We start from the raw sequence: 21,922 nt of genomic DNA, 5'->3' as shown, positions 1-21,922 counted from the left end.
CGTGCTGCTGTGCGTCGACATCGGGAACACCAACACGGTGCTCGCCGTCTTCGAGGGCGAGGCTCTGAAGCACTCGTGGCGGATCCGCACCGATCCCCATGCGACGGCCGATGAGCTGGGCCTGACCTTCCGGGCCCTGCTCGACGGCGACGGGGTGGACCTGACGGGGATCGCCATGTCCTCCACCGTGCCCCAGCAGAGCGCCGAGGTCGCGAAGATGGCGCAGCGGTACTACCCGCACGCGCACCTGGTGCAGATCGCGCCGGGCGTGCGCACCGGGGTGCGCCTGAGCATCGACAACCCGCGCGAGGCCGGGCCCGACCGGATCGCGAACACCCACGCGGCCTTCCACCTCTACGGCGGCCCGTGCATCACCGTGGACTTCGGGACCTCCACGAACATCGACGTCATCTCCGCGACCGGCGACTTCCTCGGCGGGGCCTTCGCGCCGGGCATCGAGATCTCCATCGACGCCCTCGCCTCGCGCGCGGCGAACCTCATCAAGATCCCGTTGGTCAAGCCGCGCAGCGTGATCGGGAAGAACACCGTCGAGTGCCTCCAGTCCGGCATGGTCTACGGCACCGCCGCGCAGGTGGACGGCCTGGTCCGGCGCATCACCGTGGAGCTGGGAACCGAGCCGACCGCGGTGGTCGCCACCGGCGGCCTCGCGCCCGTGGTGATCGAGGAGTGCGAGACCGTCACCCACTACGAGCCGAACCTGACCCTCCACGGCCTCAGGATGATCTGGGACCGCAACGTCTGACCGCGTCCCGGGGCGCACCTCGCCCCGGACGCGTTCAGGCTCCTTGGCCGGGCCGGTGTCCGAGACGCGCGGCGGTCCCCGCGCGCGACGTCATTCCTTCTCGCCCTCCTCCTCGGTGGGGCCCGCGTCCTGGAGCGCGCCGGGTCCGCCGCCCATGCCGCCCTTGATGCCGGTCATCGGGTAGCCGGTGATGATGTCGGCGACGTTCTTGCCGTCGATGAGCGTCAGGTCGCGCCACACGACGGGAGGGGTCACGCCCTGGTTGAGGCCCTTGCCCACCACCGAGGTGCCGGGGATGTTGCCGGAGCCGAACGGGTCGGTCAAGGTGTCGTAGATCTTGTTCTGGAAGGGCAGCTGGGTCTGGGGCACGCTTCCCCGTCCGAGCGGACCGGATCCCTTGAAGCTGTCGAGCGCCGCGTCCTGGATCTTCATGGACTTCATGTCGAACTGGTGGTGCTTGATCATGAGCTTGGCGTTCGTCTTCGTCCCGAACTTGCCCACGGTCTCGCCGACGTCGTCGAAGATCTGCCCGACCTTGCCCATGCGGGGGGCCAGCCCCTGCATGGCCTTGCCGAGCCGGGCGATCTTGTCGGCGAGCTTGGCGATCACCGCGATGGCCTCGGCGATGACGGCGCTGATCATGGCGGCGATCGACCCGCCCATGGTGAACCACGCCGAGGCCAGCGCCGAGAGGGCGTACATGATCACCCGCGACACGAAGTCGCAGATGAGCTCCAGCACCAGCCCGCGGGTGACCGCGGTCCAGATGCCCATGACCTCCATGTACTTCGCGATGCTCCCGGAGGCGCTGCTCGCGGCGTTGATCGCGTCGCCGAAGTCGCCGATGGTCCTGCGGTAGGCCTCGGCGGTGTCGCTGCTCCAGTCGGACATCGAGTTCGCGTCGTCCACCAGGTCGGCGGCGGCCTGGGCCAGCGCCGCCTCGATGTTCTTCCAGGTGTCCTTGGTGGCGTTGATCGAGACGGGGTCGCCGGCGAGCATGTCGAGGAAGTCGCGGAGGGGCCCCACGTGCTCGATGAGGAAGCCGACCCCGGCCATCATCAGTTCCTTGAGCGGGTTCATGACCATGGCGAGGATGTCCAGCGCCATGACCGTGCCGTTGAGGCCCGTCTCCAGGCCCGGCTCGGACGAGGCGAGCGTCTGCGCGCTGGCCAGGGCCCTGGCGCCGGTGAACGTCCCGGCGTCGGGGACGGACTTGTCGGGTTCGACGATGAGGTTGTTCACGGCTACTCCTGATCGCTGATGAATTTGTTGAGGATGCTCGCGACCTCGGCGTCGTTCTCGTGGTAGGCGGCGCCGGTCTGCTGGATCTGCTCGGCGAGCTTCTCGATGCCGTCGCGGGCCTCGGCGATGCTGCCCTTGGCGTCGCCCGCCATGACGGCCGCGCCGCCGGCGAAGGGGAGGTTGACGATGCCGAAGTCGAGCAGGTCGCCGAAGCCCTTCTGCTCGGCGGCGTCGGCGGCCTGCTTCACGATGTCGACCACTTTGGACCTGATGGCGGTGGCGTGGGCGTCGAAGGCGTCCTTGGAGGGGATGTCGACTCTGTCCTGCACGGCGCTACTCCTCGGGGGGCCTGGAGGCGCGGGCCTGGCGGACGATCTCGCTGTCCTCGCCGAACACCGAGGACAGCGCCTCGGTCGAGGCGTCGCCCGCGTTCTTCGCGGCCTCGTCGTAGGTCTCCTTGATCATGGCGGAGAGCGTTCTCGGAGAGAGCGACTGCGATTTCGCGGTGAGGACGATCTCGCGGAGGGAGCCGCCGACGCCGACGGTGATCCGCACTTCGCCGTCCGGCGACTTGGCGGTCCCCGTGGCCGACTCCATCGCCTCGCTCAGGTTGGAGGCGTTCTCCACCATCGTCCGCATGCGGGTTTGGAAGTCCCGCATGTACCCTTCCGGGTCTTCGAAGACTGAGGGCATGTTTCCAGCCGCCTTTCGCCAAGGAGCAGTTCGGATCGTTCAAAGCTACCAACCGCCGCCCGCCTACCCGATCGTGTGTCTTCGGCGGCGCGGCAGAGGATCCCAGGTGGCGCGGCAGGGGGAGGGCGCTGCGATGAGGGGTCACGGAAACGCAATGAACTGTTCACTCCCGGGGTGGCGTGCCTCTTGGCCCGGGACGCGGCCGGGCCGCCCCGGAGGCGAGTCCGGGGCGGCCCGTGGCGATCGAGAGGTTCCGTTACAGCGGTTCGGCGGTCCAGGTCCTGCGCTGCTGCGTCGTCGTGCCGAGCGCGTCGGCGTAGTCGGGCGCGACCGTGTCGGCCTCGGCTGCGCTGGCGGCCTTCTCGGTCTCGCGGATCTGGTCGATCCGTTCGAGGATCTCGTTGCGCTCTTCGAGCGTCGAGGCGTCCTTGAGGTCCTCGCGCAGCCGCTGCTCCTCGGTGAGGTACTGCTGCCGCCACGCCTCCTTGCCGTCCTCCATGTCGAAGTCCGCCACGGCGTCGCGCATCCCCGGGGTCATGTACTGCACCAGTTCCGGCGGGAGGTGCGCCCCGGTGGGCTTGGGCCGGCCGTCCTCGCCGACCGGCGGCTCCCAGTCCGGCGCGTTGCTCGGGAACTTGTCCTTGAGGTCGTCGGGCGCGTACTTCGCCAGTTCAGGGGGGATGCCGTCGGGGTCGGCGGCCATGGCCTCCCACACCTCGCGCGGGATGGCCGCGGCCATCGCCTTCCACTCCGAGTCGGGGATGGTCGCGACCAGGTACGGGTGCCACACCTGCGAGCCGTCGGGCAGTTCGGTCACGCCCGCTTCGCGGCCGACGACCTCGGAAGGCTCCTTCGCCTGCGGCTTGTCCTCTGCGGGCTTCTCCTCTTCTTCGGGCCCGCCGCCTCCGCCGCCGGAGGAACCGCCGCCCGAAGGTCCGCCTCCGCCGCTGGGCCCTCCGCCGGACGAGCCGCCGCCCGAGGGCCCGCCGCCACCGGTCCCGCTGCCGCTCCCGCTCGGAACCGAGCCGGAGCCGCCGCCCGAACCCGTGCCCGAACCGCCGCCGGTACTGTCACCGGGCTTGGTGGAGGGCTTGCGGTCGCCGGTGCTCGGCGGTCGCTTGTACGGCGGCGGCTTCGTCTCGGTCTCCTTGCCGGAACCGGGATTGCGCACGTTCTGCGAGGCCTGCACCAGGGTCCGCTGGATCGCCTGGAAGGCCGACTCGGTCTCGGCGAGCCCGCGGAGGGCCAGTTCCACTTCGGCTTCGAGCCGCTTGAGGCGCTGCTCGACCTTCCGGATGCACTCGCCCGCCTCGCGCACGATCCTGATGATCCCGCGCACGATCGAGGCGCCCAGGCTGAAGACCCCGGCGGCGAGCGCCGAGAGCATGATCTGCACGCACCGGCCGATGCAGTCGAAGACCAGCTCGATCACGTCGCTGCGGGCCTCGGAGACGAGGTTGCCGATGGTGTTGATCCGCTCGGCCGCCGACCGCGCGAGCGAGCCGGCCTTGGCCAGCAGCTTCGCGAACGCGCCGGCGACCTTCCGGTACCGCCGGCCCGCGTCGCCCTCCCACACCTCGGCGGAGCTGCGGGAGCCGACCGCGAGCGTCGCGGCGACCCCGGCGAGCTCGTCGGAGATGCCCTTCCACTCCTCGACGAGGTCCTGGATCGGGCCCGTGTCGCCCTGGAGCAGGTCGATCGGGTCCCGGACCCAGTCGATGTTGCTCACGATGTACGAGACGACCTCGCCGGTGATGAACCCCATCGGGTTGACGATCATCCCCAGCACGTCGGCGTACTCGCCGATGAAGTCGCCCACCGACTGGATGCCGTTCACCACGCCCTCGGCGACGCTGAACGCGCCCTCGGCGGTGGCCGCGATGCCGTCGGCCAATGTGGAGACCGCGTCGCCCGCGGCCCCGATCGCGTCCTCGGCGAGGTCGCCGGCCGCGCCGATGACGTCGCCGGCGATGTCGGACAGGATCCTCATGGCTACCGCAACTCCTCGGTGAGACGGACGAGTTCGTCGTTGGCGGCCCGGTCGGCCTCCTCGTAGGCCCGGTGCGCGGCCTCGACGCCCTCGGCGAGCGCGTCGGCGAAATCGGCCGCGGCGTACAGCGCCTGCTCGGCGGTCCGGTCGAATCGCGTGATCGCGGCCGGGACGGTGCCCGCCAGGAACTCGCTGAACGCGTTCTGGTCGCCGAGCTCGGCGGCCCGCGCCCGGCGCGCGATGTCCTTGAGCGGCTCGCTGACGTCCCCGCGCGTCGCGGCGATGAGCTTCGCGATCGCCTCGTGGAGGACGCTCCAGCCCGCGGCCATCAGCGGTCGCCGCCTTCGCCGCGGGCGCGCAGCGACGCCTCGAACGCGGCGAGAGCGGGCGTGCCCTCGCCCAGGAGCGCGGTCATGGCCTCGGTGGCCTGCTCGGAGGCGGCCGCGACCGCGTTCCCGTAGGCCTCCTTGACCATTTCGGACAGCGAGTCGGGGCTGGTGCGCCGCACCTCGGAGGTGAACTCGATCTCGGTGAGGACGCCGCCGGCGCCGACGGTCACGGTGACCTCGCCACCGGCGCTGACACCGGTGGCGCTGACGGCGTCGAGCCGCGCCTGGGAGTCCTCGGCCTCCTCTTGGAGGCGGGTCATGCGGGAGGAGAAGTCCTCCAGATAGCCGCGGAGGTCGGTGCGCGCCGACGGGCGCTCGGGCGCCGGGGCGGTGCCGGGGTGGTTCGAGGGGAGGGCGCGATCGCTCATGTGGGCCTCCTGGGGATCGCCGCATGGGGGGTGGGCATGGTCACCTCAGTGTGGCAGACCGTCGCAACGCGCGGGGTCCGTCGATCGCCGAGCGGGCTCGGGACCTGCGGATATGGTCGACATCTACGGCGTAGCACCGGAAAACCGTCGAAGGTGGACGTTCCGGGGAAAGGTGGACGGCCGCCCGGTCCTTCGAGGACCGGACGGCCGTGCGGCGCTTAACCGGCGCGGTCGGCGAGGCGACGGCCCGAGGACCGGTCTCAGGCGGCGGGGCCGCTCACGGGGCCGTGCGCCAAGTGGACGCTCCGGGCGCCGCCGCGCATCCGGATGCGCCGGGCCAGGGCCACCGCGTGCTTGACGTCGGTGGCGAGGAACAGGATCGAGGGCCCCGAGCCGGAGACGTGCGCGGCCAGGGCGCCCTCCTCCAGGCCCCCGTGCATGAGCGAGGCGAGCTGCGGGCGCAGGCTCACCGCGGCGGCCTCCATGTCGTTGACCAGGAGCCGGGCGAGTTCGTCGGCGCTCGCGCCGGTCTCGAAGGCCCGCACGATCTGCTCCACGTCGCTGGAGTAGCGGCCGATGCCGTCCTCGCGGAGGCGGTCGACCTCCTTGTAGCACTCGGGGGTCGCGATCTCGGTGTCGGTGGTGGCGACGACCCAGTGCCAGGTGCCCTCGGCCGCAACCGGTTTGAGCTCCTCGCCGCGGCCGGAGCCGATCGCGGTGCCGCCCTTGAGGCAGAACGGGACGTCGGAGCCGAGCCCCGCGGCCAGGCGGTGGAGCTCGGCGTCGCCGATCTCGACCTCCCACAGCCGCGCGCAGGCGATGAGCGCCCCGGCGGCGTCGGCGGAGCCCCCCGCGAGACCGCCGGCGACGGGGATGCGCTTGTTCAGGTGCAGGCGCACGGCCGGTTCGATCCCGGCGTACAGCGCGATGAGCTTGGCGGCCTTGTGGGCGAGGTTGTCCTCGCCGGTCGGCAGCGTCCCGGCGCCCTCGCCCGAGACGGTCACCTCGATGCCGGGCTCCTCGCGCCGCTCGGCGGTGACGGTGTCGTGCAGCGATATCGCCTGGTACACCGTGGACAGCGCGTGGTAGCCGTCGGCGCGGGGGTCCCCGACGCCGAGGTGCGGGTTGATCTTGGCGGGCACGTCGACGCTGATCGACTCGCCCTTCAAGGGTGCGGTCTGTCCACTCATTCAGGCCTCCTGAGGTCGCGGTGCGGTCTCGCCCTCGGCCTCCTTGGCGTCGGCGAGGGCGATGAACTCCGTTATGTCCAACGACTCACCCCGCCTGGTGGGTTCGATCCCGGCCCGGTCGAGCACGGCCTCGGTGCGCTCGCCCGCCCAGGACTTGAGCGACTGGCGCAGCATCTTGCGCCGCTGACCGAAGGCGGCGTCCACGGCGCCGAAGACCTCGACGCGGTTCGCGTCGGGGCTCTGGATGCGCTCGAAGGCGACGAGGCTGCTGGCGACGTTGGGCACGGGCCAGAACACGTTGGCCGAGACCGATCCGGCGCGCTTGGCCTTGGCGTACCAGGCCATCTTGACGCTGGGGGCGCCGTAGATCTTGGACCCGGGCCCCGCGGTGAGGCGGTCGCCGACCTCGGCCTGGACCATGACCAGGCCCTTCCGGAGGCTCGGGAAGGTCTCCAGGGCGTGGAGGACGACGGGCACGGCCACGTTGTAGGGCAGGTTCGCCACGAGCGCGGTGGGCGCCTCGGGCAGCTGCGCGGCCTTGATGCGGGCCGCGTCGGTCTCGACGACGGTGAGCCGCTCGTGCTCCTCGGGCGCGCGGTGGGCGACCGTCGTGGGCAGGGCGAGGGCGAGCTTCGGGTCGATCTCGACGGCGATGACCCTCCGGGCGGTCTCGATGAGCGCGAGGGTGAGCGAGCCCAGGCCCGGGCCGACCTCCATGACCACGTCCTCGGCGTCGAGTTTCGCGACCGCGGCGATGCGCCGCACGGTGTTGGCGTCGACGACGAAGTTCTGGCCCCACTTCTTCGTCGGCGTGATGTTCAGGCCGCGGGAGAGGGTGCGGATGTCGCCCGAGGTCAGCAGGCGCGCCATCAGGCCTGGCCCCCGGCGAGGAGCGGTTCGAGCACGAGCCCGGGGTAGTCGTTGACGATCGTCTGGATGCGGTACTTGTTCGGCAGGGCCACCAGGTGCGCGCCGTCCCTCGGGCGGGAGAAGACCTCGACGCCGGGGGCGGTGCGCAGGCGCGCGGCGCCTTCGGCGTCGGTCAGGCGCGCGAGCTGGTACGGCAGGTTGTCGATGGTCGCGGGGACGTCGAACTCGGCGGCGAGGCGCGCGACGGTGACCTCGAACTGGAGCGGGCCGACCGCGGCGAGCACGGGCGTGGCCTCGCCGCGCCGCTCGGAGTAGAGGACCTGCACGACCCCTTCGGCGTCGAGCTGGGCGATGCCGCGCCGGAACCGCTTGGCCTTGGAGGTGTCGTGCATCTGGAGGGCCCCGAAATGCTCGGGAGCGAACGCCGGCAGCGGCGGGTACTCCACGGCCTTCCCGGCGTAGATCGTGTCGCCCACCGACAGGCCGGTGGCGTTGACCAGGCCGACGATGTCGCCGGGCCAGGCCTCGTCCACGGTGTCGCGGGCCGAGCCGAACAGGGTCTGGGCGTACTTGGTGGACATGGTGCGCCTGCCCTGCGCCTGCGTGACCTGCATCCCGCGCTCGAACTTGCCCGAGCAGACGCGGATGAACGCGAGCTGGTCGCGGTGGGAGGCGTTCATGTTCGCCTGGGACTTGAAGACGAACCCGGAGAACCCGGCCTCCAGGTCGCGCGGGGCGCCGGCGGCGTCCTCGCGGGCGAACGGAGCGGGGGCGATGTCCACGAGCAGGTCGAGGAGCTGGCCGACGCCGAAGTGGACGAGGGCCGCGCCGAACAGGGTCGGGGTGGTGTGACCGGCCTCGAAGGACTTCGGGTCGAAATCGGCCTCGACCTCCGAGAGCAGCTCGGACTCCTCGCGGGCGCGCTCGAAGTCGGGGCCGAATTCGGCCTCGGCGGTGGCCTCGTCGAGGTACTCGGCGACGGCGAGCTGCTGGCCGCCGGGCGAGCGCTCGTAGCGGACCATGCCGGGCCGCTGCGGGCCCGCGGCGCGGCGCCCCTCGCCGTCGTCTTCGAACCCGATGCGCTCGATGACGCCGCGGAACTCGCCGCCGACGCCGACCGGCCAGGTCACCGGGGTCGGCTTGATGCCGATGCGGTTCTCGATCTCCTCGATGAGCTCGAGGGCGTCCTTGGCGGGGCGGTCCCACTTGTTGATGAAGGTGATCACGGGGATGCGCCGGGCCCGGCACACCTCGAACAGCTTGAGCGTCTGCGGTTCGAGGCCCTTGGCGGCGTCCAGGAGCATCACGGCCGCGTCCACGGCGGTGAGGACCCGGTAGGTGTCCTCGGAGAAGTCGGCGTGCCCGGGGGTGTCGAGGAGGTTCACGACGCAGCCGCGGTACTCGAACTGGAGCGCCGCCGAGGTGATGGAGATGCCGCGGTCCTGCTCCATGGACATCCAGTCGGAGACCACGCCCTTGCGGTCGCCCTTGCCGTGGACGGCGCCGGCCGAGGAGATGGCGCGCCCGTACAGGGCCAGGGCCTCGGTGATGGTCGACTTGCCGGCGTCGGGGTGGGAGATCACCGCGAAGGTGCGGCGGCGCGCGGTCTCGGCCGCGATGTGGCTGGACATGGATTCCTCAAACTGTGACGTGGGCAGGCGACGGGCGGAGCGGGCCCGACCTCCAACGATAGCCGCGGGCGGGGACCGGATCCCGCTGCCTACCCGGCCAGTTCGGCCTTCACGATCGCGGCGACGGTCTTGCCGTCGGCGCGCCCGGCCGTCTTCGGGCCGACGGCCTTCATGACCTTGCCCATGTCCTTCGGCCCGGAGAAGCCGCCCTCGCCGATCGCCTCGCGCACCAGCTGCGTGACTTCGGCCTCAGTGAGTTCGGTCGGCAGGTACCGCTTGATCACGGCCTCCTCCGCCAGCTCGGCCTCGGCGGAGTCCTCGCGGCCCCCGGCGCGGAAGCCCTCGGCGGCCTCGCGGCGCTGCTTGGCCTGCTTGACCAGCACCCGCACCACGTCCGCGTCGTCGAGTTCACGCGGGGTCTTCCCGGCGATCTCCTCGTTCCGCACCGCGGCGATGACCATCCGGAGCGTGCCCAGCGTCACCTTGTCCTTGGCCTTGAGGGCGGCTCGCATATCTGTTTCCAACTGGGTCTTTAGCTCACTCATATCTCGACAATCTACCGTTGGGGGTATGAAGATCAGCCGTGGACTTGCCGCAGCAGCCGGTATCGGGGTCGGCGCCGGTGCGCTGGCCCTCGCCTACGCCTCTCTCTATGAGCGCGTCCAGTACACGCTCCGGCACTTCGCGGTGCCGGCGCTTCCCGAAGGCGCCGAGCCGATCCGGGTCCTGCACCTGTCCGACCTGCACATGACGCCCGGGCAGGTGCGCAAGGCCCACTGGGTCGCGTCCCTGTCCGCGCTCGACCCGGACCTGGTCCTGCTGACCGGGGACAACCTGGCCCACCCCGATGCGGTGGACCTGGTGACCAAGACGCTCCGGCCGCTGTTCAAGGCCCCGGGCGCGTTCGTGTTCGGCTCGAACGACTACTTCGCGCCGGTGTTCAAGAACCCGCTCCAGTACTTCAACCCGAACCACGAGCACAAGTACGGGGAGTCGCTGCCGACCGAGGAGCTGCGGAAGGTCCTCGTCGACGGCGGGTGGCTCGACCTCAACAACCTCGCGGCCGACAAGGTCGTGTCGGGGCTCAACGTCCACTTCGCGGGCGTGGACGACCCGCACTTCCACCTGGACGACTACGCGATCGTGGCCGGTCGGGTGCCCGAGAGCGCGGACCTGTCGATCGGGTTGACGCACTCGCCGGAGCCGCGCGTGCTCGACGAGTTCGCGCGGGACGGCTACGACTTCGTGGCCGCCGGGCACACCCACGGCGGGCAGGTGTGCGTGCCGGGGTACGGGGCGCTGGTGACCAACTGCGGGATCGACCGCAAGCGGGTCAAGGGGCTGCACCCGTGGGAGGACATGTGGCTGCACGTCTCGGCGGGCCTGGGCACGAGCCCGTACGCGCCGGTGCGGTTCGCGTGCGCGCCGGAGGCGAGCCTGCTGACGTTCGTGCCGGCCGTTCTTTAGCCGATGGAGTCCCCGCTCCGGGCCCGGGTGTGACCGGGCCCGGAGCGGGAGACCCCGTTCGACGCGGGGCGGAGCGTTCGGGTAGCATTTTCTTTCGTGCGGACACCGTGTGTGCGCATGTAGAACAGAACATCGGGTTGTGGCGCAGCTTGGTAGCGCACTTCGTTCGGGACGAAGGGGTCGCAGGTTCAAATCCTGTCAACCCGACCAAAGGTAGGGGGCCGAAAGGCCCCCTTTTCCGTGCCCTGCGATCGGAACATCGCGCCGTCGTGCAGCTTGGCCGTGCCCGCCGGACGAGTCCGCCGGGCACGGAGTCGATACCGGGCCCGAGAAGAGAGTCAAGTGGACGCGGGCCTCTCGGTGAGCCCTCGAACCAGCGTGTCGACGATCTGGACGATCTCCGCCCTCGCGGCGGCCCGGTCGGTCGCGGCGTTCAGATACAGCGCCGCCTCGTCGGCGACCGCGAGCAGCAGGTGCGCGAGCGGCTTGACCGGCAGCGGCAGCAGCTCGCCTTCCGCCGCGGCCTGGGCGAGCACGGCCCCGATCAGGCCGAGCACGTGCGGCTGGCAGATCGCCCGCCAGCGCACCCATCCGAGCACGGACGGGCCGTCGATCAGCACGATCCGCTGCACCTCAGGGCTCTCGCACGCGTCCAGCCAGGCCTCCACCGCCCGCGTCAGCACCGCGACGAGGCCGTCGTCCCCTGAGGGCACCGTCGCGGCGAGGCGCCGCGTGACGTCGGCCTCGACCGCCGCGAGGACCTCGGCGAACAGCTCGGTCTTGTCGCCGAACTGGTGGTACAGGGCGCCTCGGCTGACGCCGGCCTCGCGGACCAGCGTCTCGGTGCCGACACCGGCGAAGCCGTGCTCGGCGAAGAGCCTCCGGCCCGCCTCGATCAGGGCCGCGCGCGTCGCCGCGGTCCGCTCCTCTTGCGTTCGCCTGGATGCTTTCATACAATCAGTCCGTAAGTTACATGCACACTGTATGATACTTCATGAGCGAAGGAGCCCCTCGCATGTCGACCATCGACCTGCCCACCGGGACGATCCACTACCGCGCCACCGGACCCGAGCGGTCCGCCCAGCCGCCGGTCGTGTTCGTCCACCCGTTCCTGACCAGCGCCGCGGTCTGGTCCCGCACCGCCGACCTCCTCGCCGATAGCGGCGTCCGGTCCTACGCGCCCGACTGGCCGCTGGGCGCGCACCCCGTGCCCATGCGCCCCGAGGCCGATCAGACCCCGCGGGGCCTCGCCCGCCTCATCGTGACCTTCCTCGAAGCCCTCGACCTGGACGACGTCACCCTCGTCGGCAGCGACACCGGCGGGGCGCTGACCCAGTTCGTGCTCGACACCGACCCGAGCCGCGTCGGCCGCGTGGTGCTGACCAACTGCGACGCCTTCGACACCTTCCCGCCCTTCCCCTTCAACGTCATCTTCGGCCTGCTCAAGGGTCCGCGCCGAATGAAGGTCAACCTGCTTCCCATACGCAGCAAGGCCTTCCGCCACTCGCCGCTCGGGTTCGGTCTCCTGGCGAACGAGCTGGACGCCGACCTCACCCGGTCCTGGATCGAGCCCGCGCTCACCGACCCGGGCGTTCGCCGCGACGCCGTGCGCGTCCTCCGTGGATTCGATCCGCGCGAATTGCTGGACGTGTCCACGCGACTGAAGGACTACACCGGGCGGGCCCGGATCGTGTGGGGCATGGCCGATCGCTCGTTCACTCCCGACCTGGGAAGGCGCCTCCACGGAGCATTCCGAGACGCCGAGTTCGTCGCGGTGCCGGGCGCCCGAACACTCGTCCAGCTCGACGCGCCCGAACTGTTCGCCGACCAGATCGCCGGCTTCGCGACCGCCCGCGGATAGACACGGACAGAAAACAAGCGAAACGACCGGACGCCGCCGGCGCGCCGCGATCGTCGGCTCCGTGAGCCCGGTGTTGCTCCCGCGTTCTCGCAGTCGCTATCCGCTTGTCGCGGCGCGATCAGGCTCGGTTCGGTCGTGCGATCGCCAGGGACATTCCGGCGGCCAGTACGCAGAGCGCTCCGGCGACGAGCCAGGCGAAGTCGTACGCGCCGGTGAAGTCGCGGACCAGGCCCGCGGCCGAGGCGATGATCGCCGCGCCGACCTGGTGGGAGGCGAGGACCCAGCCGAAGACCACCGCGCCGTCCTCCCCGAAGTGCTCGCGGCACAAGGCGATCGTCGGCGGCACGGTCGCCACCCAGTCGAGTCCGTAGATCACGATGAAGAACACCATCGGCGGCTCGATGCCGTCGGTGAACAGCCGCGGCAGTGCCAGGAGTGAGACGCCGCGCAGCGCGTAGTAGGCGAACAGGAGGTGCCGCGGGTCGAACCGGTCGGTGAGCCAGCCGGAGAAGATCGTCCCGATGAGGTCCACGATCCCGATGACGGCCAGGAGCGAGGCGGCGGCCGTGATCGGCATCCCGTGGTCGTGCGCGGCGGGCACGAAGTGGGCCCCGACCAGGCCGTTCGTGGAGGCCCCGCAGATCGCGAAGGTCCCCGCCAGCAGCCAGAACGCCTTGCGGCGGCTCGCCGCGAGCAGCGCTGCGAGGGTGCGGCGCACCGCGCCGGACGTCGGCGGCGCGGGGGTCATGTAGTCCGGCCCCGCGCCGTACGGGCGCAGGCCCACGTCCTCGGGGCGGTCGCGGAGCACGAACAGCACCAGCGGCACCATCGCCAGCGCCGCGGACGACACCAGGAGCGAGGCTGCGCGCCAGCCCGGCCCTTCGACCAGCAGGCCCACCACCGGCAGGAAGACGAGCTGTCCGGCTGCCGATCCGGCCGTCAGGATGCCGCTGACGAGGCCGCGGCGCTCGATGAACCAGCGGTTCGTGATGGTCGCGACGAATGCCATCGCCATCGATCCGGTGCCGATGCCGACGATGAAGCCCCAGGCCATGACGAGCTGCCAGGACGCGGTCATGAACACGGTGAGGCCGCTGCCGGCGGCGATCAGGGTGAGCGCGATGGCGACGACGCGGCGGATGCCGTACCGCTCCTGCAACGCGGAGGCGAACGGGGAGAAGAGCCCGTACAGCAGGATGTTCACCGAGATCGCGGTCGAGATCGTGGCGTGCGACCAGCCGAACTCGCGGTGCAGCGGCTCGATGAAGACGCTCGGGGTGGCGCGGAAGGCGGCGGCGCCGACGAGGGCGGTGAAGGCGACGGCGGCGACCCACCAGGCCCGGTGGACGCGCTTGGAGGGCCGGTGCTCCTGCTGTGGGAGTTGCGGGGCGGTGATGGACATGGGTCAAGTGTCGGGGTTCGGTTCGGCGGCGGCCAGTGGCCCGCTGGCCAATATGTGCGAAGATCGGGCCATGAGCGTTTTCCGGCATCCTGGACGGCACCGCGTCGCGGTCCTGGTCCGCCACGGCCTGCTCCCGGTCGAGCTCGGCATCGCGCACCGCGTGTTCGGCACCGCCCGCGCATCGTCGGGGGAGCGGCTGTACGAGGTGGCGACCTGCGCGGTGGAGCCGGGCGAGATCCGGACCGACGCCGATGTGACCGTCAACGTCCGCCACGGGATCGAGGCGCTCGCCGAGGCCGACACGGTCATCGTCCCCTCCGAGCACGAGCAGGATGCGGCGTACCTGACCGGGCGCCTTCCCGGGCCGCTCGCGGAGGCCTTCGCGGCGGTGCCGGCGGGCGCGCGGGTCGCGTCGATCTGCACCGGCTCGTTCGCACTGGCGGCGGCGGGACTGCTGGACGGGAAGCGGGCGACGACCCACTGGGACGCGGTCGACCGGTTCCGGCGGCTGTTCCCGCGGGTGCGGCTCGAACCCGAGGTGCTGTACACCGAGGACGGCGGCGTGTTCACTTCCGCGGGGGTGGCCTCCGGGTTCGACCTGTGCCTGCATCTGACGCGGTTGGACTTCGGCGCGGCGGTCGCCAACGCGGTCGCGCGCTTGGCGGTCGTGCCGCCGCACCGCGACGGCGGCCAAGCCCAGTTCATCGAGCGCCCGGTCCCCGAACCGGAGGCGAACTCGACCAGCAAGGCCAGGTCGTGGGCGCTCGAACGCCTCTACGAGCCGATCTCCTTGCGGCAGTTGGCCGAATGCGAGGCGATGAGCGTGCGGACGTTCACCCGGCGTTTCCGCGAGGAGGTCGGCACCTCGCCGCAGCGATGGCTGCTGAACCAGCGGATCGGCCGAGCCCGCCACCTGCTCGAGCGCAGCGACCGGACGATCGACCAGGTGGCGGCCGAGGCCGGGTTCGGCTCGGCCTCGTCGCTGCGCCTGCATTTCCAAGCAGCGCTAGGGGTCTCACCGAGCGCCTACCGCCGGACCTTCGCCGGAGGCTGACAGTCTGCGCTTCCGTCGATCTTTTCTTAATGGTCTTTTCGTCGTTTCCGCCTTGTCGGCGGTCGCAATGGTGAAAGGTCCGCGCCTTCCTTTCGGAATGTCAACTGATTTCCCTGCGTGCCAGTGGCTTTGTTTGGAATGGCGGGCGTCCAGGGCGTCGGCAATGGGACCGAGCATACTGACTGCGGCATGGTGTTCGCCCGCTATACCGCCGCCTCGGGCATGTTCGCCGTCCAACCCGTGCGCGTCTCTTCCGACGCTCCGGACTTCCGCGCCGAACGGCTCGATACGATGGGGCTCAAGGGCGCCGGACTGAGCGAGATCCGCCTCGAAGGTGTCGTGATACCGAAAGCAGGCGAAACCGCTTCCGCACTCTGATACCAGGTCAAGCGGTCTGGCTCCGAGACGTTCGCACTCGTGGTCGAGAAGTGGCAGGCCAAGTGGGCGAACCCGACCGCGAACTGCCGATGATCTTGGGCTAGTACGCGGTGCTGGAGAGCATCCGCTGCTTCAGGAAAGACGGCGACTACTCCAACTACGAGATGGTCTGCGAAGTGCCGCAGGGAAACACGCTCGCCAAGGTGGCTGCCGTGGTCCGCGACGTCATGAACGAGCTCGCGGTGCTGCGCACGAGGTTCGCCGATGACGACAAAGGTCCTTGCCGGTTCGTGGACGGTGCGGGCTCACTCGAGAACGTACAAGTTCGACCTGTACGACCCCGAGGCCCTCGAAGCGGCCCCCACCGAAGTAGAAGCCGAACGCGGCGAACCCCTCGACCTCACGGTCTACTTCAACGACACCCGAGCCGGAGGGGGCCGGGCGGAAAGCCCAGAGGCGAAGACGCGGGCCGAGGTCGAAGACCTGCTGAGCGAGATGACGGTGGAGAAGAACGGCGAATGGCCCCGCCATGACGCGAAGCTCTTCACTGCAATCGGAAGAGACCCCCAGGCTTGCGAGATCAGCCTGCTCTTCGATTCCGGAAGCGTCTCCGAACCCGCGGCGAAGCGCGAGCTCCAAGCGATCGAACGCCTCCTGGTAAGCGCCATAGACGAGGACGCGAAGTTCGACCTCTGAAACCTCGAACCGACCAATACCGCAGCCTGTAGGTTTTGCAGACCCTCTTGCCGCCACGGCGCGTCACCCGCGCCAGAGAGTGAACAACCCGGCGACCAGCGCGGCGATCACGGTGCCGCACGCGCCGATGAGCGCCGTCAAGACCGGGACTCTGACAGTTCGGGGCGCGCTCGTCCGCTCCTCGACGACGCTGACGAGCGTGCCCGCCGGGTTCGGACAAGTCCCCGCGCCGACGTGGAGCTGTATGCACCGCGCCCGGGCGAAGCCGGCGGACGCGCCCTCCCTGCTGTGTTTCCGACATCCCATGTATTCGCGTTTCCCCAGCTCATCAGTCTGATTTTCGGCGACCCGCCAGGCGGCTGCCGCTGGTGCACCGCGTTCCCAGACACCCCGGCGACGACGGCCGTGATGCACCGCACACGAGAAAGCTTCTTGACAATGTGAATCATTCTGCATCATGATGAATCATGTCCTGTTCGTCGTGTGCGGCCACTGCCCCTTCCCGGATCAGCAGCCGTCCGTCATGTAGGAGGATCGATGGCGGTAGGTACTGACGGTTCGACGCCGGATGAGAGTCGCCGGCGACTGGCCGACGAACTCAAGCGAGTCCGGCAGCTCTCCGGGCTGTCCGGCCGGGACCTCGCGGACAAGATCCACATCAGCCAGTCGAAGATCTCGCGGATCGAATCGGGGGCGGCGTTCCCGTCCCTTCCCGAGGTCAGGGCCTGGGCCGAGGCCGTGGAGGCCTCGGACGACACCCGCCGGATGCTGGACGCGATGGCCGAGGCCGCGCACACCACCATCCTCCGATGGCAGTCGGCCCTGAAGGATCGGCCGCACCTTCAGCACAGCGTCGAGAAGGACGAGCGCAGCGCTCGCCGGGTGCTCACCTTCCAGCCCTCCGTCATTCCGGGCCTCCTCCAGACCGCCGAGTACGCGCGCCGCGTGTTCGAGATGTTCCAGGAGCCGTCCTACACCCCCGACCGCCTCGCGGCAGCGGTCACCGCGAGGCTCGAAAGGCAGTCGCTGCTGCACGATCCGCGCCGGCGTTTCAACTTCCTGATCACTGAGGCCGCGCTGCGCTGGCGACCGAGCACGACCGCCATGCTCGCCGCCCAGATCGACAGGATCAGCAGCCTGAGCACGCTCGGCAACGTCACCGTGGGTGTGCTGCCGTTTTCCCGCCAAGCCGCCGTTCCCTACTCGCACGGGTTCACCGTCTACGAACCGGCCGAGGCCGAGGACGACGTACTGGTGAACGCGGAGACGATCCACGCCAACCTTCAGCTGGTCCGCGAGGCGGACGTCGCGGTCTACCAAAGACGTTGGTCGGCGCTCGACCGATCGGCCCTCCACGGCGACGAAGCGCGGTCCGTCCTACAGGGACTGGTCGTCGAGTTGCGGGCGACCGATGGCTGATCGGATGCCGCGTCGGGGCCGAGTCCGGCCCGGCCCCGACGGCTCGGCCTACGCGAAGTCGAACACGCCCTGCTTCACCCCGGCGATGAACTCCTGCCACTCGATCTGGCTGAAGGACAGGACAGGGCCCTCGGGGTCCTTCGAATCGCGTACCAGGACCAGGTTGGCGAACGACGCCACCTCGACGCAGGTGCTGCTCTCGCAGGCGGTCTGGAACCGCGGGCTCTGGTGCTTCTCATCGAACATTGCTACTCCCTTCGGCGGCGCCGGAAATCGCGCCGCACTTGCTGATGAGAGAGAGCTTGAGCCCCTGACCTGCACTTACTCGGGTAATACATCTACCGATCTCTGGAGGTTGTCTGTATGAACATGGAGATAAGGGTGCTGGACCGCATCTCGGTCACGATCGACGGAGTCGAGGTCCGGCTCGGCGACCGCAAGCAGCGAGCGGTGCTGGGCATTCTCGCGCTCGACCGGGGGTGGGTCGAGAAGGGCCGACTCGCGAGCCTGGTGTGGGACCTGGACCGGGGCCCGCAGAACCCCGACGCCCAGATCCAGGGGTACCTGAAGGGCATCCGCAAGGCGTTCGACGAAGCCGTTCCTGGAAGCAGCAGGCTCATCACGACGCTGCGGGGCGTGGGATACCAGCTGGAAATCGGCGCGGCAAGCGTGGACTACCTGCGTTTCCGCGAACTGGCGGCGCTCGCCGCCGCCGCGGGACTGGAAGATCCAGAGGCGGCGGTCCGGTTCGGGAGGAAGGCCCTCGCCGAGTGGGGCGACTCAACGGGGGTGCGCGGCCGCATGCCACTTGAAGCCGCCGAGCCGCCGCTCGAGAACCTGGCGGAAGCGATGCGCCAGGAATACCAGGTGGCGCTCATGGCGTGCCTGCACGCCGAGATGGCCCGCGGTCGGCACAAGGAGCTGATCCCAGAGCTCGCCCGACTGGCCGGGCATGACAGCTACGGCGCCGAGAACGAAGAGCTTGCCCGCATCCGGATGCTCGCCTATCACCGTGCCGGAGAAGGCGGGCGGGCGTACGAGGTGTTCGACCGGCTGAGGCACACGCTCGTGAAGGCATTCGGATCCGACCCCACAAAGGAGACCAGTCAATTGAAAGACCAGATCATCAAGGACGATCCTGCGCTGCTGCTGCCGGAAACGGCCGAGAAGGAAGAGGAGAACGACGTGAACCCCGAGGGGACGGCCGATCCGGCAGTAGAGGTCGAGCAGGAGGAACCCGAACCGGAAGGGCGCGAGCGGCCCAGGTTCATGCAGCGCGCCGACAACGGCCAGCACAACAAGTTCTTTCAGTCCGAAACCCTGAACTACAACGAACGTGACGAAGTATGACCACTTCAGACAGTGATGTGGAGAACCCCCCTCCCGAGCCGACGGACGTGCCCCGCGAGGAGCCGATAGTCGATCTCGATGAGAGCGCGGACTCGCCGCCGGCCGAGGCTCCGGCCGGACCGGTGACTGAGAATCGGGGATCGGACGGCGACATGGAAGCGCCGGATGAGGGAGAGGAGAAGCTGGAGGGGATCGACCCTGAGCCCGACTCCTCCGACAACGAGGCGGCCAGGGCCGACCTCGACCAAGGCATGTACGACCTGAACGCCCGTAGGGGCGAAGGGTACTCGCAGAATGTTCACGGGGGCGAGAGGAACAAGTACTTCCAAGCCGAATACATGAACTTCAACGGCTTGGGGATTCCCTCGGTTCCCCGGCGTGGTTCCGTCCCGGTCAGGCGCTTGGAGCGGCTGCGTTCGGTGTACGCCGCGCCTCCGTGCCATGAGAGCCTGATCGCGGCATTGGAAGATTCACCGCTCCTCTGCCTCATCGGGGTGCCTCGAACCGGGCGTAACACCGCCGCCATCGCAGCCGCGGCCGACTACCGCCAACGGCGCAAGCTCAAAGTCGAGGGCGGTATCGACATCATGGATACCGCCCTAGGGCTGACCGACGTGGACGCCTCCTCGATACCGGAGGACAAGGCACTGATCCTGGAAGTCGAGGAGCTGAAGAGCGCGTCGTTCAGCAGGCTGGAGGATGTCCTGCGAAAGCAGCGGAGCATCCTCATCGTCGTGGCGGCGACCGAGCCGGAGGGTTCCGCGGCGCTCACCGGTGACCAGGTGGTCAAGTACAGTCCGCCTTCGTCCGAGGCGGTTTTCCGTCGGCATGTCGAACTGAGACTGCGGGCCGACCGCGTCGACGACCTGATGGCCCTTCCCACCGTGCGCACCAACTTGCAGTCGTGCAGTTCGCCTGGCGAGGCGGTCGCCGTAGCCAGGCGCGTGCTGAGTGAAATAGAGGACGGACGGCCCGACTCCGAACTGCTCGCGGAGATGGAGTTCGCCCAGTTCCGCGATGTCGCCCGCGAGGATTTGCAGGGAAAGGAGCTGTGGAAGCGGCACCTCCTCATGGCGACTTCCGTCCTGTCCGAATTGGCCGCGAGCACCGTGATCCGCGAGGCTACGCGTCTCGCCGAACTGCGTGAACCGGATGTCGCCAACAGCGAGATCCCCAGGACCAGGTGGTTCGAAGGACCATCGACCCACTGGTCGAAGTGCGTCGAGTCCCCGGAAAATCAGACTGGCGACGGTTCCGGCCGCATCATCCGGCTCTCCCGCCCGCAGTTCGCTCACGACCTGCTCGAACTGATCTGGCTCGAACACCTCGGCGAACGCGACCTCCTGGTCGATTGGCTCCGAGGGCTGGGCGATCACCCGCAGGACCGGGTCCGAGTCAAAGTCGCTCTGGCCGTGGCGCTGCTCGCCTGCCATGACTTCGAAGTCATGCTCCGGGAAGTGATCAGACCATGGGCTCGTGACGGCGGGTTCCGGACCCGGCAAACCGCGTCGTTCGCCCTTGGGGTGCTCACCGTCGCCGCCGGCGGCCGGTTCGCCTCGCGGACGCAGCGGGTGGTCGGAGGATGGGCCAAGAGTAGCAACCTCCAGCTCACGGCCACAGCCGTCGCCGCCTACGGCACCTTCCTTGGCACGCAGGACCCTGAAGAGGCGCTCGAGCGGATACGCGAGATCGCCGGAAGCCGCGTGCGCCTGTTGAATCGACGCGGGGACCTTGCGCAGGTCGAACGAGTCGAACGCGAACTCGCCAACATCGTGCGCCAAGCGCTTCTGGACATGTTCGACGCCGGTGCCGAGGAGAAGGTCGTCCAAGAGCTGGCGAACTGGACCCGGATGCCGCACTGGCGGTGGCGATGGGCCGCAGCCAGGTCCCTGCTGCTCCTCGCCAGCAAGGACGGCGCGGAGGACTGGCCGCTGCTGGCCGAGCTGGCGGCCGGCCAGCCGCAGATCTACACCGCGCTGCTGGCGCTGTGGCGAAACGCCCTCGATTCCACCCATCGCAACGAAAACGTCTGGGAGGCACTGCGTCGCTGGCGCGACCTCGCGGAGGACCGGCGCGGTGAATCCGACTCGACTGAAATGACCGGCGTGATCGACCGCCTGCTGGCCGACCTGCGGACGGACGACGAGATCACGAAGCACCTCGACTTCCACTTGCAAATCTGGGCATTCCGCAAGGACAGGCGGATGCCCGATGACCCCGACACCGCACTCCCCTGGAGGCCACGGCATGACTGACCAACACCCCCAAGCGGACCCGTCCAAGCCCCGGCGCGGCCGAGTCCGCCGCTGGGTCGCTCGGGCGCTGCGCAACCTCTTGCGTTTCGCCGAACTCGACGCCACGACGCCATCGCCTGAGCTCACACCGACCCGGAGCGTGAACCAGACCGAGACCTTCGCGTTCGAGACCCCATCCAAAGGGGACGCCTATGACTTCTTGGTCGCCGCAGACCTCTGCTTCTGCGCCACCGGAATGCTCTCCACGGGCTCGCTCGACGCGAAGATCCGCGACCGGGTGCCCGCGATCCTCGCTGAGGTCAAGTCGGTCGCGCGGAGGACCGGTCGCGACTATCCGCCTTTCCGACCCGGTGCGGCGGAACCGGAGATGACCACCGCGGTCCAACAGGCCGTCGAAACCGTCCTGGCGGGAATCCCGGACGAGGAAGGGGCGGTCCTCACCTGCACGGTCAAGGTCAGAGTGGACATGCCCGAAGTCGTGCGCGAGATGCAGCGCCTGGCGGTCGCCGACCAGGTCAAGTTCGAGGCGCGGTACGAGCAGAGCGAGCAGACCGCGCAGCGGCTCGGTGAGCTGCGGGAAGTGTGGACCACCTTCATCCGCGATGGCCTGTCGCAGTGGGAGACTCCGTACGCGATCCACATGGCGCAGCAGCCCGAGCAGGCTACCGCCACGCTGTACAAGATGCGGGGCGACCGCAAACAGGAGGCCTCCGAGCTGGTCGAGGTGGTCGGGGCTGTGGGCGCCGGACACGAGAAGCTGGACCTGCTGGACTTCGTGCTGGCCTCCGACCGAGCGCTCAGGCAGACCTTCGAGCTGTTCGGGATCGCGCGGCCGGACGAGGGGCCTGCCTCCGCCTTCGACGACGCGGACGGGGACTGGCAGGGGGCGAACACATGAGATTTG

At 69.4% G+C, this 21,922-nt stretch carries 23 protein-coding genes and 1 tRNA gene; 11 read left to right on the top strand and 13 right to left on the bottom strand.

Annotated features, from left to right (window positions below):
* Window position 1 precedes the first annotated feature (1 nt).
* On the top strand, window positions 2-763 hold the full coding sequence (locus IF12_RS0120000) for a type III pantothenate kinase (RefSeq protein WP_030161617.1): 762 nt from the start codon (window positions 2-4) through the stop codon (window positions 761-763).
* A 90-nt stretch (window positions 764-853) separates the two neighbouring features.
* Here IF12_RS0120000 and IF12_RS0119995 read toward each other — a convergent pair whose 3' ends face one another.
* The 10 genes from IF12_RS0119995 to IF12_RS0119950 form a co-directional block, all read right to left on the bottom strand.
* Complete coding sequence (locus IF12_RS0119995; RefSeq protein WP_030161615.1) at window positions 854-2,005, bottom strand: hypothetical protein; 1,152 nt, start codon at window positions 2,003-2,005, stop codon at window positions 854-856.
* Between the two features lie 2 nt (window positions 2,006-2,007).
* Complete coding sequence (locus IF12_RS0119990) at window positions 2,008-2,334, bottom strand: hypothetical protein (protein ID WP_030161613.1); 327 nt, start codon at window positions 2,332-2,334, stop codon at window positions 2,008-2,010.
* Window positions 2,335-2,338: 4 nt separating this feature from the next.
* A complete protein-coding gene (locus IF12_RS0119985; RefSeq protein ID WP_166659550.1) occupies window positions 2,339-2,644 on the bottom strand; it encodes a YbaB/EbfC family nucleoid-associated protein in 306 nt (101 codons plus the stop codon).
* A gap of 310 nt (window positions 2,645-2,954) precedes the next feature.
* The gene (locus tag IF12_RS0119980) at window positions 2,955-4,688 is read right to left on the bottom strand and encodes a hypothetical protein (protein WP_030161605.1); all 1,734 of its coding nucleotides are present in this window, start codon (window positions 4,686-4,688) and stop codon (window positions 2,955-2,957) included.
* 2 nt (window positions 4,689-4,690) lie between these two features.
* Window positions 4,691-5,017, bottom strand: coding sequence for a hypothetical protein (locus IF12_RS0119975; protein ID WP_030161603.1), 327 nt, complete (start codon window positions 5,015-5,017; stop codon window positions 4,691-4,693).
* Entirely contained in the window at window positions 5,017-5,445 is a 429-nt protein-coding gene (locus IF12_RS0119970) for a YbaB/EbfC family nucleoid-associated protein (protein ID WP_030161602.1), read from the bottom strand. The genes IF12_RS0119975 and IF12_RS0119970 overlap by 1 nt, the downstream gene beginning before the upstream one ends.
* Before the next feature lie 260 nt (window positions 5,446-5,705).
* Window positions 5,706-6,635, bottom strand: coding sequence for a 4-(cytidine 5'-diphospho)-2-C-methyl-D-erythritol kinase (locus tag IF12_RS0119965; protein WP_035749767.1), 930 nt, complete (start codon window positions 6,633-6,635; stop codon window positions 5,706-5,708).
* Window positions 6,636-7,505, bottom strand: a complete 870-nt coding sequence (rsmA, locus tag IF12_RS0119960; protein ID WP_051704657.1) for a 16S rRNA (adenine(1518)-N(6)/adenine(1519)-N(6))-dimethyltransferase RsmA — start codon at window positions 7,503-7,505, stop codon at window positions 6,636-6,638.
* Complete coding sequence (locus IF12_RS0119955; protein WP_030161595.1) at window positions 7,505-9,136, bottom strand: peptide chain release factor 3; 1,632 nt, start codon at window positions 9,134-9,136, stop codon at window positions 7,505-7,507. The genes rsmA and IF12_RS0119955 overlap by 1 nt, the downstream gene beginning before the upstream one ends.
* An 89-nt stretch (window positions 9,137-9,225) precedes the next feature.
* Window positions 9,226-9,681 carry a GatB/YqeY domain-containing protein gene (locus tag IF12_RS0119950; RefSeq protein WP_030161593.1) on the bottom strand — a complete coding sequence of 152 codons (456 nt, stop codon included), beginning with the start codon at window positions 9,679-9,681 and terminating at the stop codon, window positions 9,226-9,228.
* A gap of 25 nt (window positions 9,682-9,706) precedes the next feature.
* Between IF12_RS0119950 and IF12_RS0119945 the strand changes: the two genes are divergently transcribed.
* Together IF12_RS0119945 and IF12_RS0119940 are read left to right on the top strand one after the other, a co-directional pair.
* Window positions 9,707-10,603 carry a metallophosphoesterase gene (locus IF12_RS0119945; RefSeq protein WP_030161592.1) on the top strand — a complete coding sequence of 299 codons (897 nt, stop codon included), beginning with the start codon at window positions 9,707-9,709 and terminating at the stop codon, window positions 10,601-10,603.
* A gap of 133 nt (window positions 10,604-10,736) precedes the next feature.
* Window positions 10,737-10,813: transfer RNA gene (locus IF12_RS0119940), tRNA-Pro, on the top strand.
* Between the two features lie 128 nt (window positions 10,814-10,941).
* Here the strand turns inward: IF12_RS0119940 and IF12_RS0119935 are convergent.
* Entirely contained in the window at window positions 10,942-11,556 is a 615-nt protein-coding gene (locus IF12_RS0119935; RefSeq protein ID WP_030161590.1) for a TetR/AcrR family transcriptional regulator, read from the bottom strand.
* 62 nt (window positions 11,557-11,618) lie between these two features.
* On the opposite strand from IF12_RS0119935, the gene IF12_RS0119930 reads away from it, so the two are divergent.
* Window positions 11,619-12,464: an alpha/beta fold hydrolase gene (locus IF12_RS0119930; RefSeq protein ID WP_030161588.1), complete on the top strand. Its 846-nt coding sequence runs from the start codon at window positions 11,619-11,621 to the stop codon at window positions 12,462-12,464.
* A gap of 118 nt (window positions 12,465-12,582) precedes the next feature.
* Here the strand turns inward: IF12_RS0119930 and IF12_RS0119925 are convergent, their stop codons facing one another.
* On the bottom strand, window positions 12,583-13,866 hold the full coding sequence (locus IF12_RS0119925) for an MFS transporter (protein ID WP_030161587.1): 1,284 nt from the start codon (window positions 13,864-13,866) through the stop codon (window positions 12,583-12,585).
* A gap of 70 nt (window positions 13,867-13,936) precedes the next feature.
* Between IF12_RS0119925 and IF12_RS0119920 the strand changes: the two genes are divergently transcribed.
* From IF12_RS0119920 to IF12_RS0119900, 4 genes are all read left to right on the top strand, one after another.
* On the top strand, window positions 13,937-14,920 hold the full coding sequence (locus tag IF12_RS0119920) for a GlxA family transcriptional regulator (RefSeq protein ID WP_051704656.1): 984 nt from the start codon (window positions 13,937-13,939) through the stop codon (window positions 14,918-14,920).
* A 189-nt stretch (window positions 14,921-15,109) separates the two neighbouring features.
* Window positions 15,110-15,298 carry a hypothetical protein gene (locus IF12_RS0119915; protein WP_030161583.1) on the top strand — a complete coding sequence of 63 codons (189 nt, stop codon included), beginning with the start codon at window positions 15,110-15,112 and terminating at the stop codon, window positions 15,296-15,298.
* Window positions 15,299-15,562: 264 nt separating this feature from the next.
* Entirely contained in the window at window positions 15,563-15,994 is a 432-nt protein-coding gene (locus tag IF12_RS0119910; protein ID WP_030161581.1) for a hypothetical protein, read from the top strand.
* Between the two features lie 537 nt (window positions 15,995-16,531).
* Window positions 16,532-17,413 carry a helix-turn-helix transcriptional regulator gene (locus tag IF12_RS0119900; RefSeq protein ID WP_051704655.1) on the top strand — a complete coding sequence of 294 codons (882 nt, stop codon included), beginning with the start codon at window positions 16,532-16,534 and terminating at the stop codon, window positions 17,411-17,413.
* A gap of 48 nt (window positions 17,414-17,461) precedes the next feature.
* On the opposite strand, the gene IF12_RS0119895 is transcribed toward IF12_RS0119900, so the two are convergent.
* Window positions 17,462-17,659, bottom strand: coding sequence for a DUF397 domain-containing protein (locus IF12_RS0119895; RefSeq protein ID WP_030161575.1), 198 nt, complete (start codon window positions 17,657-17,659; stop codon window positions 17,462-17,464).
* A gap of 117 nt (window positions 17,660-17,776) precedes the next feature.
* Here IF12_RS0119895 and IF12_RS0119890 point away from each other — a divergent pair, with 117 nt between their 5' ends.
* The 3 genes from IF12_RS0119890 to IF12_RS0119880 are packed head-to-tail and all read left to right on the top strand — an operon-like array spanning window position 17,777 to window position 21,916.
* The gene (locus IF12_RS0119890) at window positions 17,777-18,763 is read left to right on the top strand and encodes a BTAD domain-containing putative transcriptional regulator (RefSeq protein ID WP_081913779.1); all 987 of its coding nucleotides are present in this window, start codon (window positions 17,777-17,779) and stop codon (window positions 18,761-18,763) included.
* Window positions 18,760-21,018: a hypothetical protein gene (locus IF12_RS0119885; RefSeq protein ID WP_030161571.1), complete on the top strand. Its 2,259-nt coding sequence runs from the start codon at window positions 18,760-18,762 to the stop codon at window positions 21,016-21,018. The genes IF12_RS0119890 and IF12_RS0119885 overlap by 4 nt, the downstream gene beginning before the upstream one ends.
* A complete protein-coding gene (locus tag IF12_RS0119880; protein ID WP_133884097.1) occupies window positions 21,011-21,916 on the top strand; it encodes a hypothetical protein in 906 nt (301 codons plus the stop codon). The genes IF12_RS0119885 and IF12_RS0119880 overlap by 8 nt, the downstream gene beginning before the upstream one ends.
* The last annotated feature ends 6 nt before the right edge of the window (window positions 21,917-21,922 follow it).

Source organism: Glycomyces sp. NRRL B-16210, assembly GCF_000719515.1.
In the GTDB taxonomy this organism is placed as follows: Bacteria; Actinomycetota; Actinomycetes; order Mycobacteriales; family Micromonosporaceae; genus Glycomyces.
The sequence above is the reverse complement of the archived record's forward strand: the minus strand, read 5'-3'. Positions and strand labels throughout refer to the sequence as shown.

Coding starts and splice junctions, on each gene's coding strand:
- IF12_RS0119885 (WP_030161571.1), top strand. CDS start 18,760: ATGACCACTTCAGACAGTGATGTGGAGAACCCCCCTCCCGAGCCGACG.
- IF12_RS0119980 (WP_030161605.1), bottom strand. CDS start 4,688: ATGAGGATCCTGTCCGACATCGCCGGCGACGTCATCGGCGCGGCCGGC.
- IF12_RS0119910 (WP_030161581.1), top strand. CDS start 15,563: ATGACGACAAAGGTCCTTGCCGGTTCGTGGACGGTGCGGGCTCACTCG.
- IF12_RS0119965 (WP_035749767.1), bottom strand. CDS start 6,635: ATGAGTGGACAGACCGCACCCTTGAAGGGCGAGTCGATCAGCGTCGAC.
- IF12_RS0119890 (WP_081913779.1), top strand. CDS start 17,777: ATGAACATGGAGATAAGGGTGCTGGACCGCATCTCGGTCACGATCGAC.
- IF12_RS0119915 (WP_030161583.1), top strand. CDS start 15,110: ATGGTGTTCGCCCGCTATACCGCCGCCTCGGGCATGTTCGCCGTCCAA.
- IF12_RS0119945 (WP_030161592.1), top strand. CDS start 9,707: ATGAAGATCAGCCGTGGACTTGCCGCAGCAGCCGGTATCGGGGTCGGC.
- IF12_RS0119950 (WP_030161593.1), bottom strand. CDS start 9,681: ATGAGTGAGCTAAAGACCCAGTTGGAAACAGATATGCGAGCCGCCCTC.
- IF12_RS0119930 (WP_030161588.1), top strand. CDS start 11,619: ATGTCGACCATCGACCTGCCCACCGGGACGATCCACTACCGCGCCACC.
- IF12_RS0119935 (WP_030161590.1), bottom strand. CDS start 11,556: ATGAAAGCATCCAGGCGAACGCAAGAGGAGCGGACCGCGGCGACGCGC.
- IF12_RS0119975 (WP_030161603.1), bottom strand. CDS start 5,017: ATGGCCGCGGGCTGGAGCGTCCTCCACGAGGCGATCGCGAAGCTCATC.
- rsmA (WP_051704657.1), bottom strand. CDS start 7,505: ATGGCGCGCCTGCTGACCTCGGGCGACATCCGCACCCTCTCCCGCGGC.
- IF12_RS0119920 (WP_051704656.1), top strand. CDS start 13,937: ATGAGCGTTTTCCGGCATCCTGGACGGCACCGCGTCGCGGTCCTGGTC.
- IF12_RS0119985 (WP_166659550.1), bottom strand. CDS start 2,644: ATGCGGACGATGGTGGAGAACGCCTCCAACCTGAGCGAGGCGATGGAG.
- IF12_RS0119955 (WP_030161595.1), bottom strand. CDS start 9,136: ATGTCCAGCCACATCGCGGCCGAGACCGCGCGCCGCCGCACCTTCGCG.
- IF12_RS0119900 (WP_051704655.1), top strand. CDS start 16,532: ATGGCGGTAGGTACTGACGGTTCGACGCCGGATGAGAGTCGCCGGCGA.
- IF12_RS0119970 (WP_030161602.1), bottom strand. CDS start 5,445: ATGAGCGATCGCGCCCTCCCCTCGAACCACCCCGGCACCGCCCCGGCG.
- IF12_RS0119925 (WP_030161587.1), bottom strand. CDS start 13,866: ATGTCCATCACCGCCCCGCAACTCCCACAGCAGGAGCACCGGCCCTCC.
- IF12_RS0119880 (WP_133884097.1), top strand. CDS start 21,011: ATGACTGACCAACACCCCCAAGCGGACCCGTCCAAGCCCCGGCGCGGC.
- IF12_RS0119895 (WP_030161575.1), bottom strand. CDS start 17,659: ATGTTCGATGAGAAGCACCAGAGCCCGCGGTTCCAGACCGCCTGCGAG.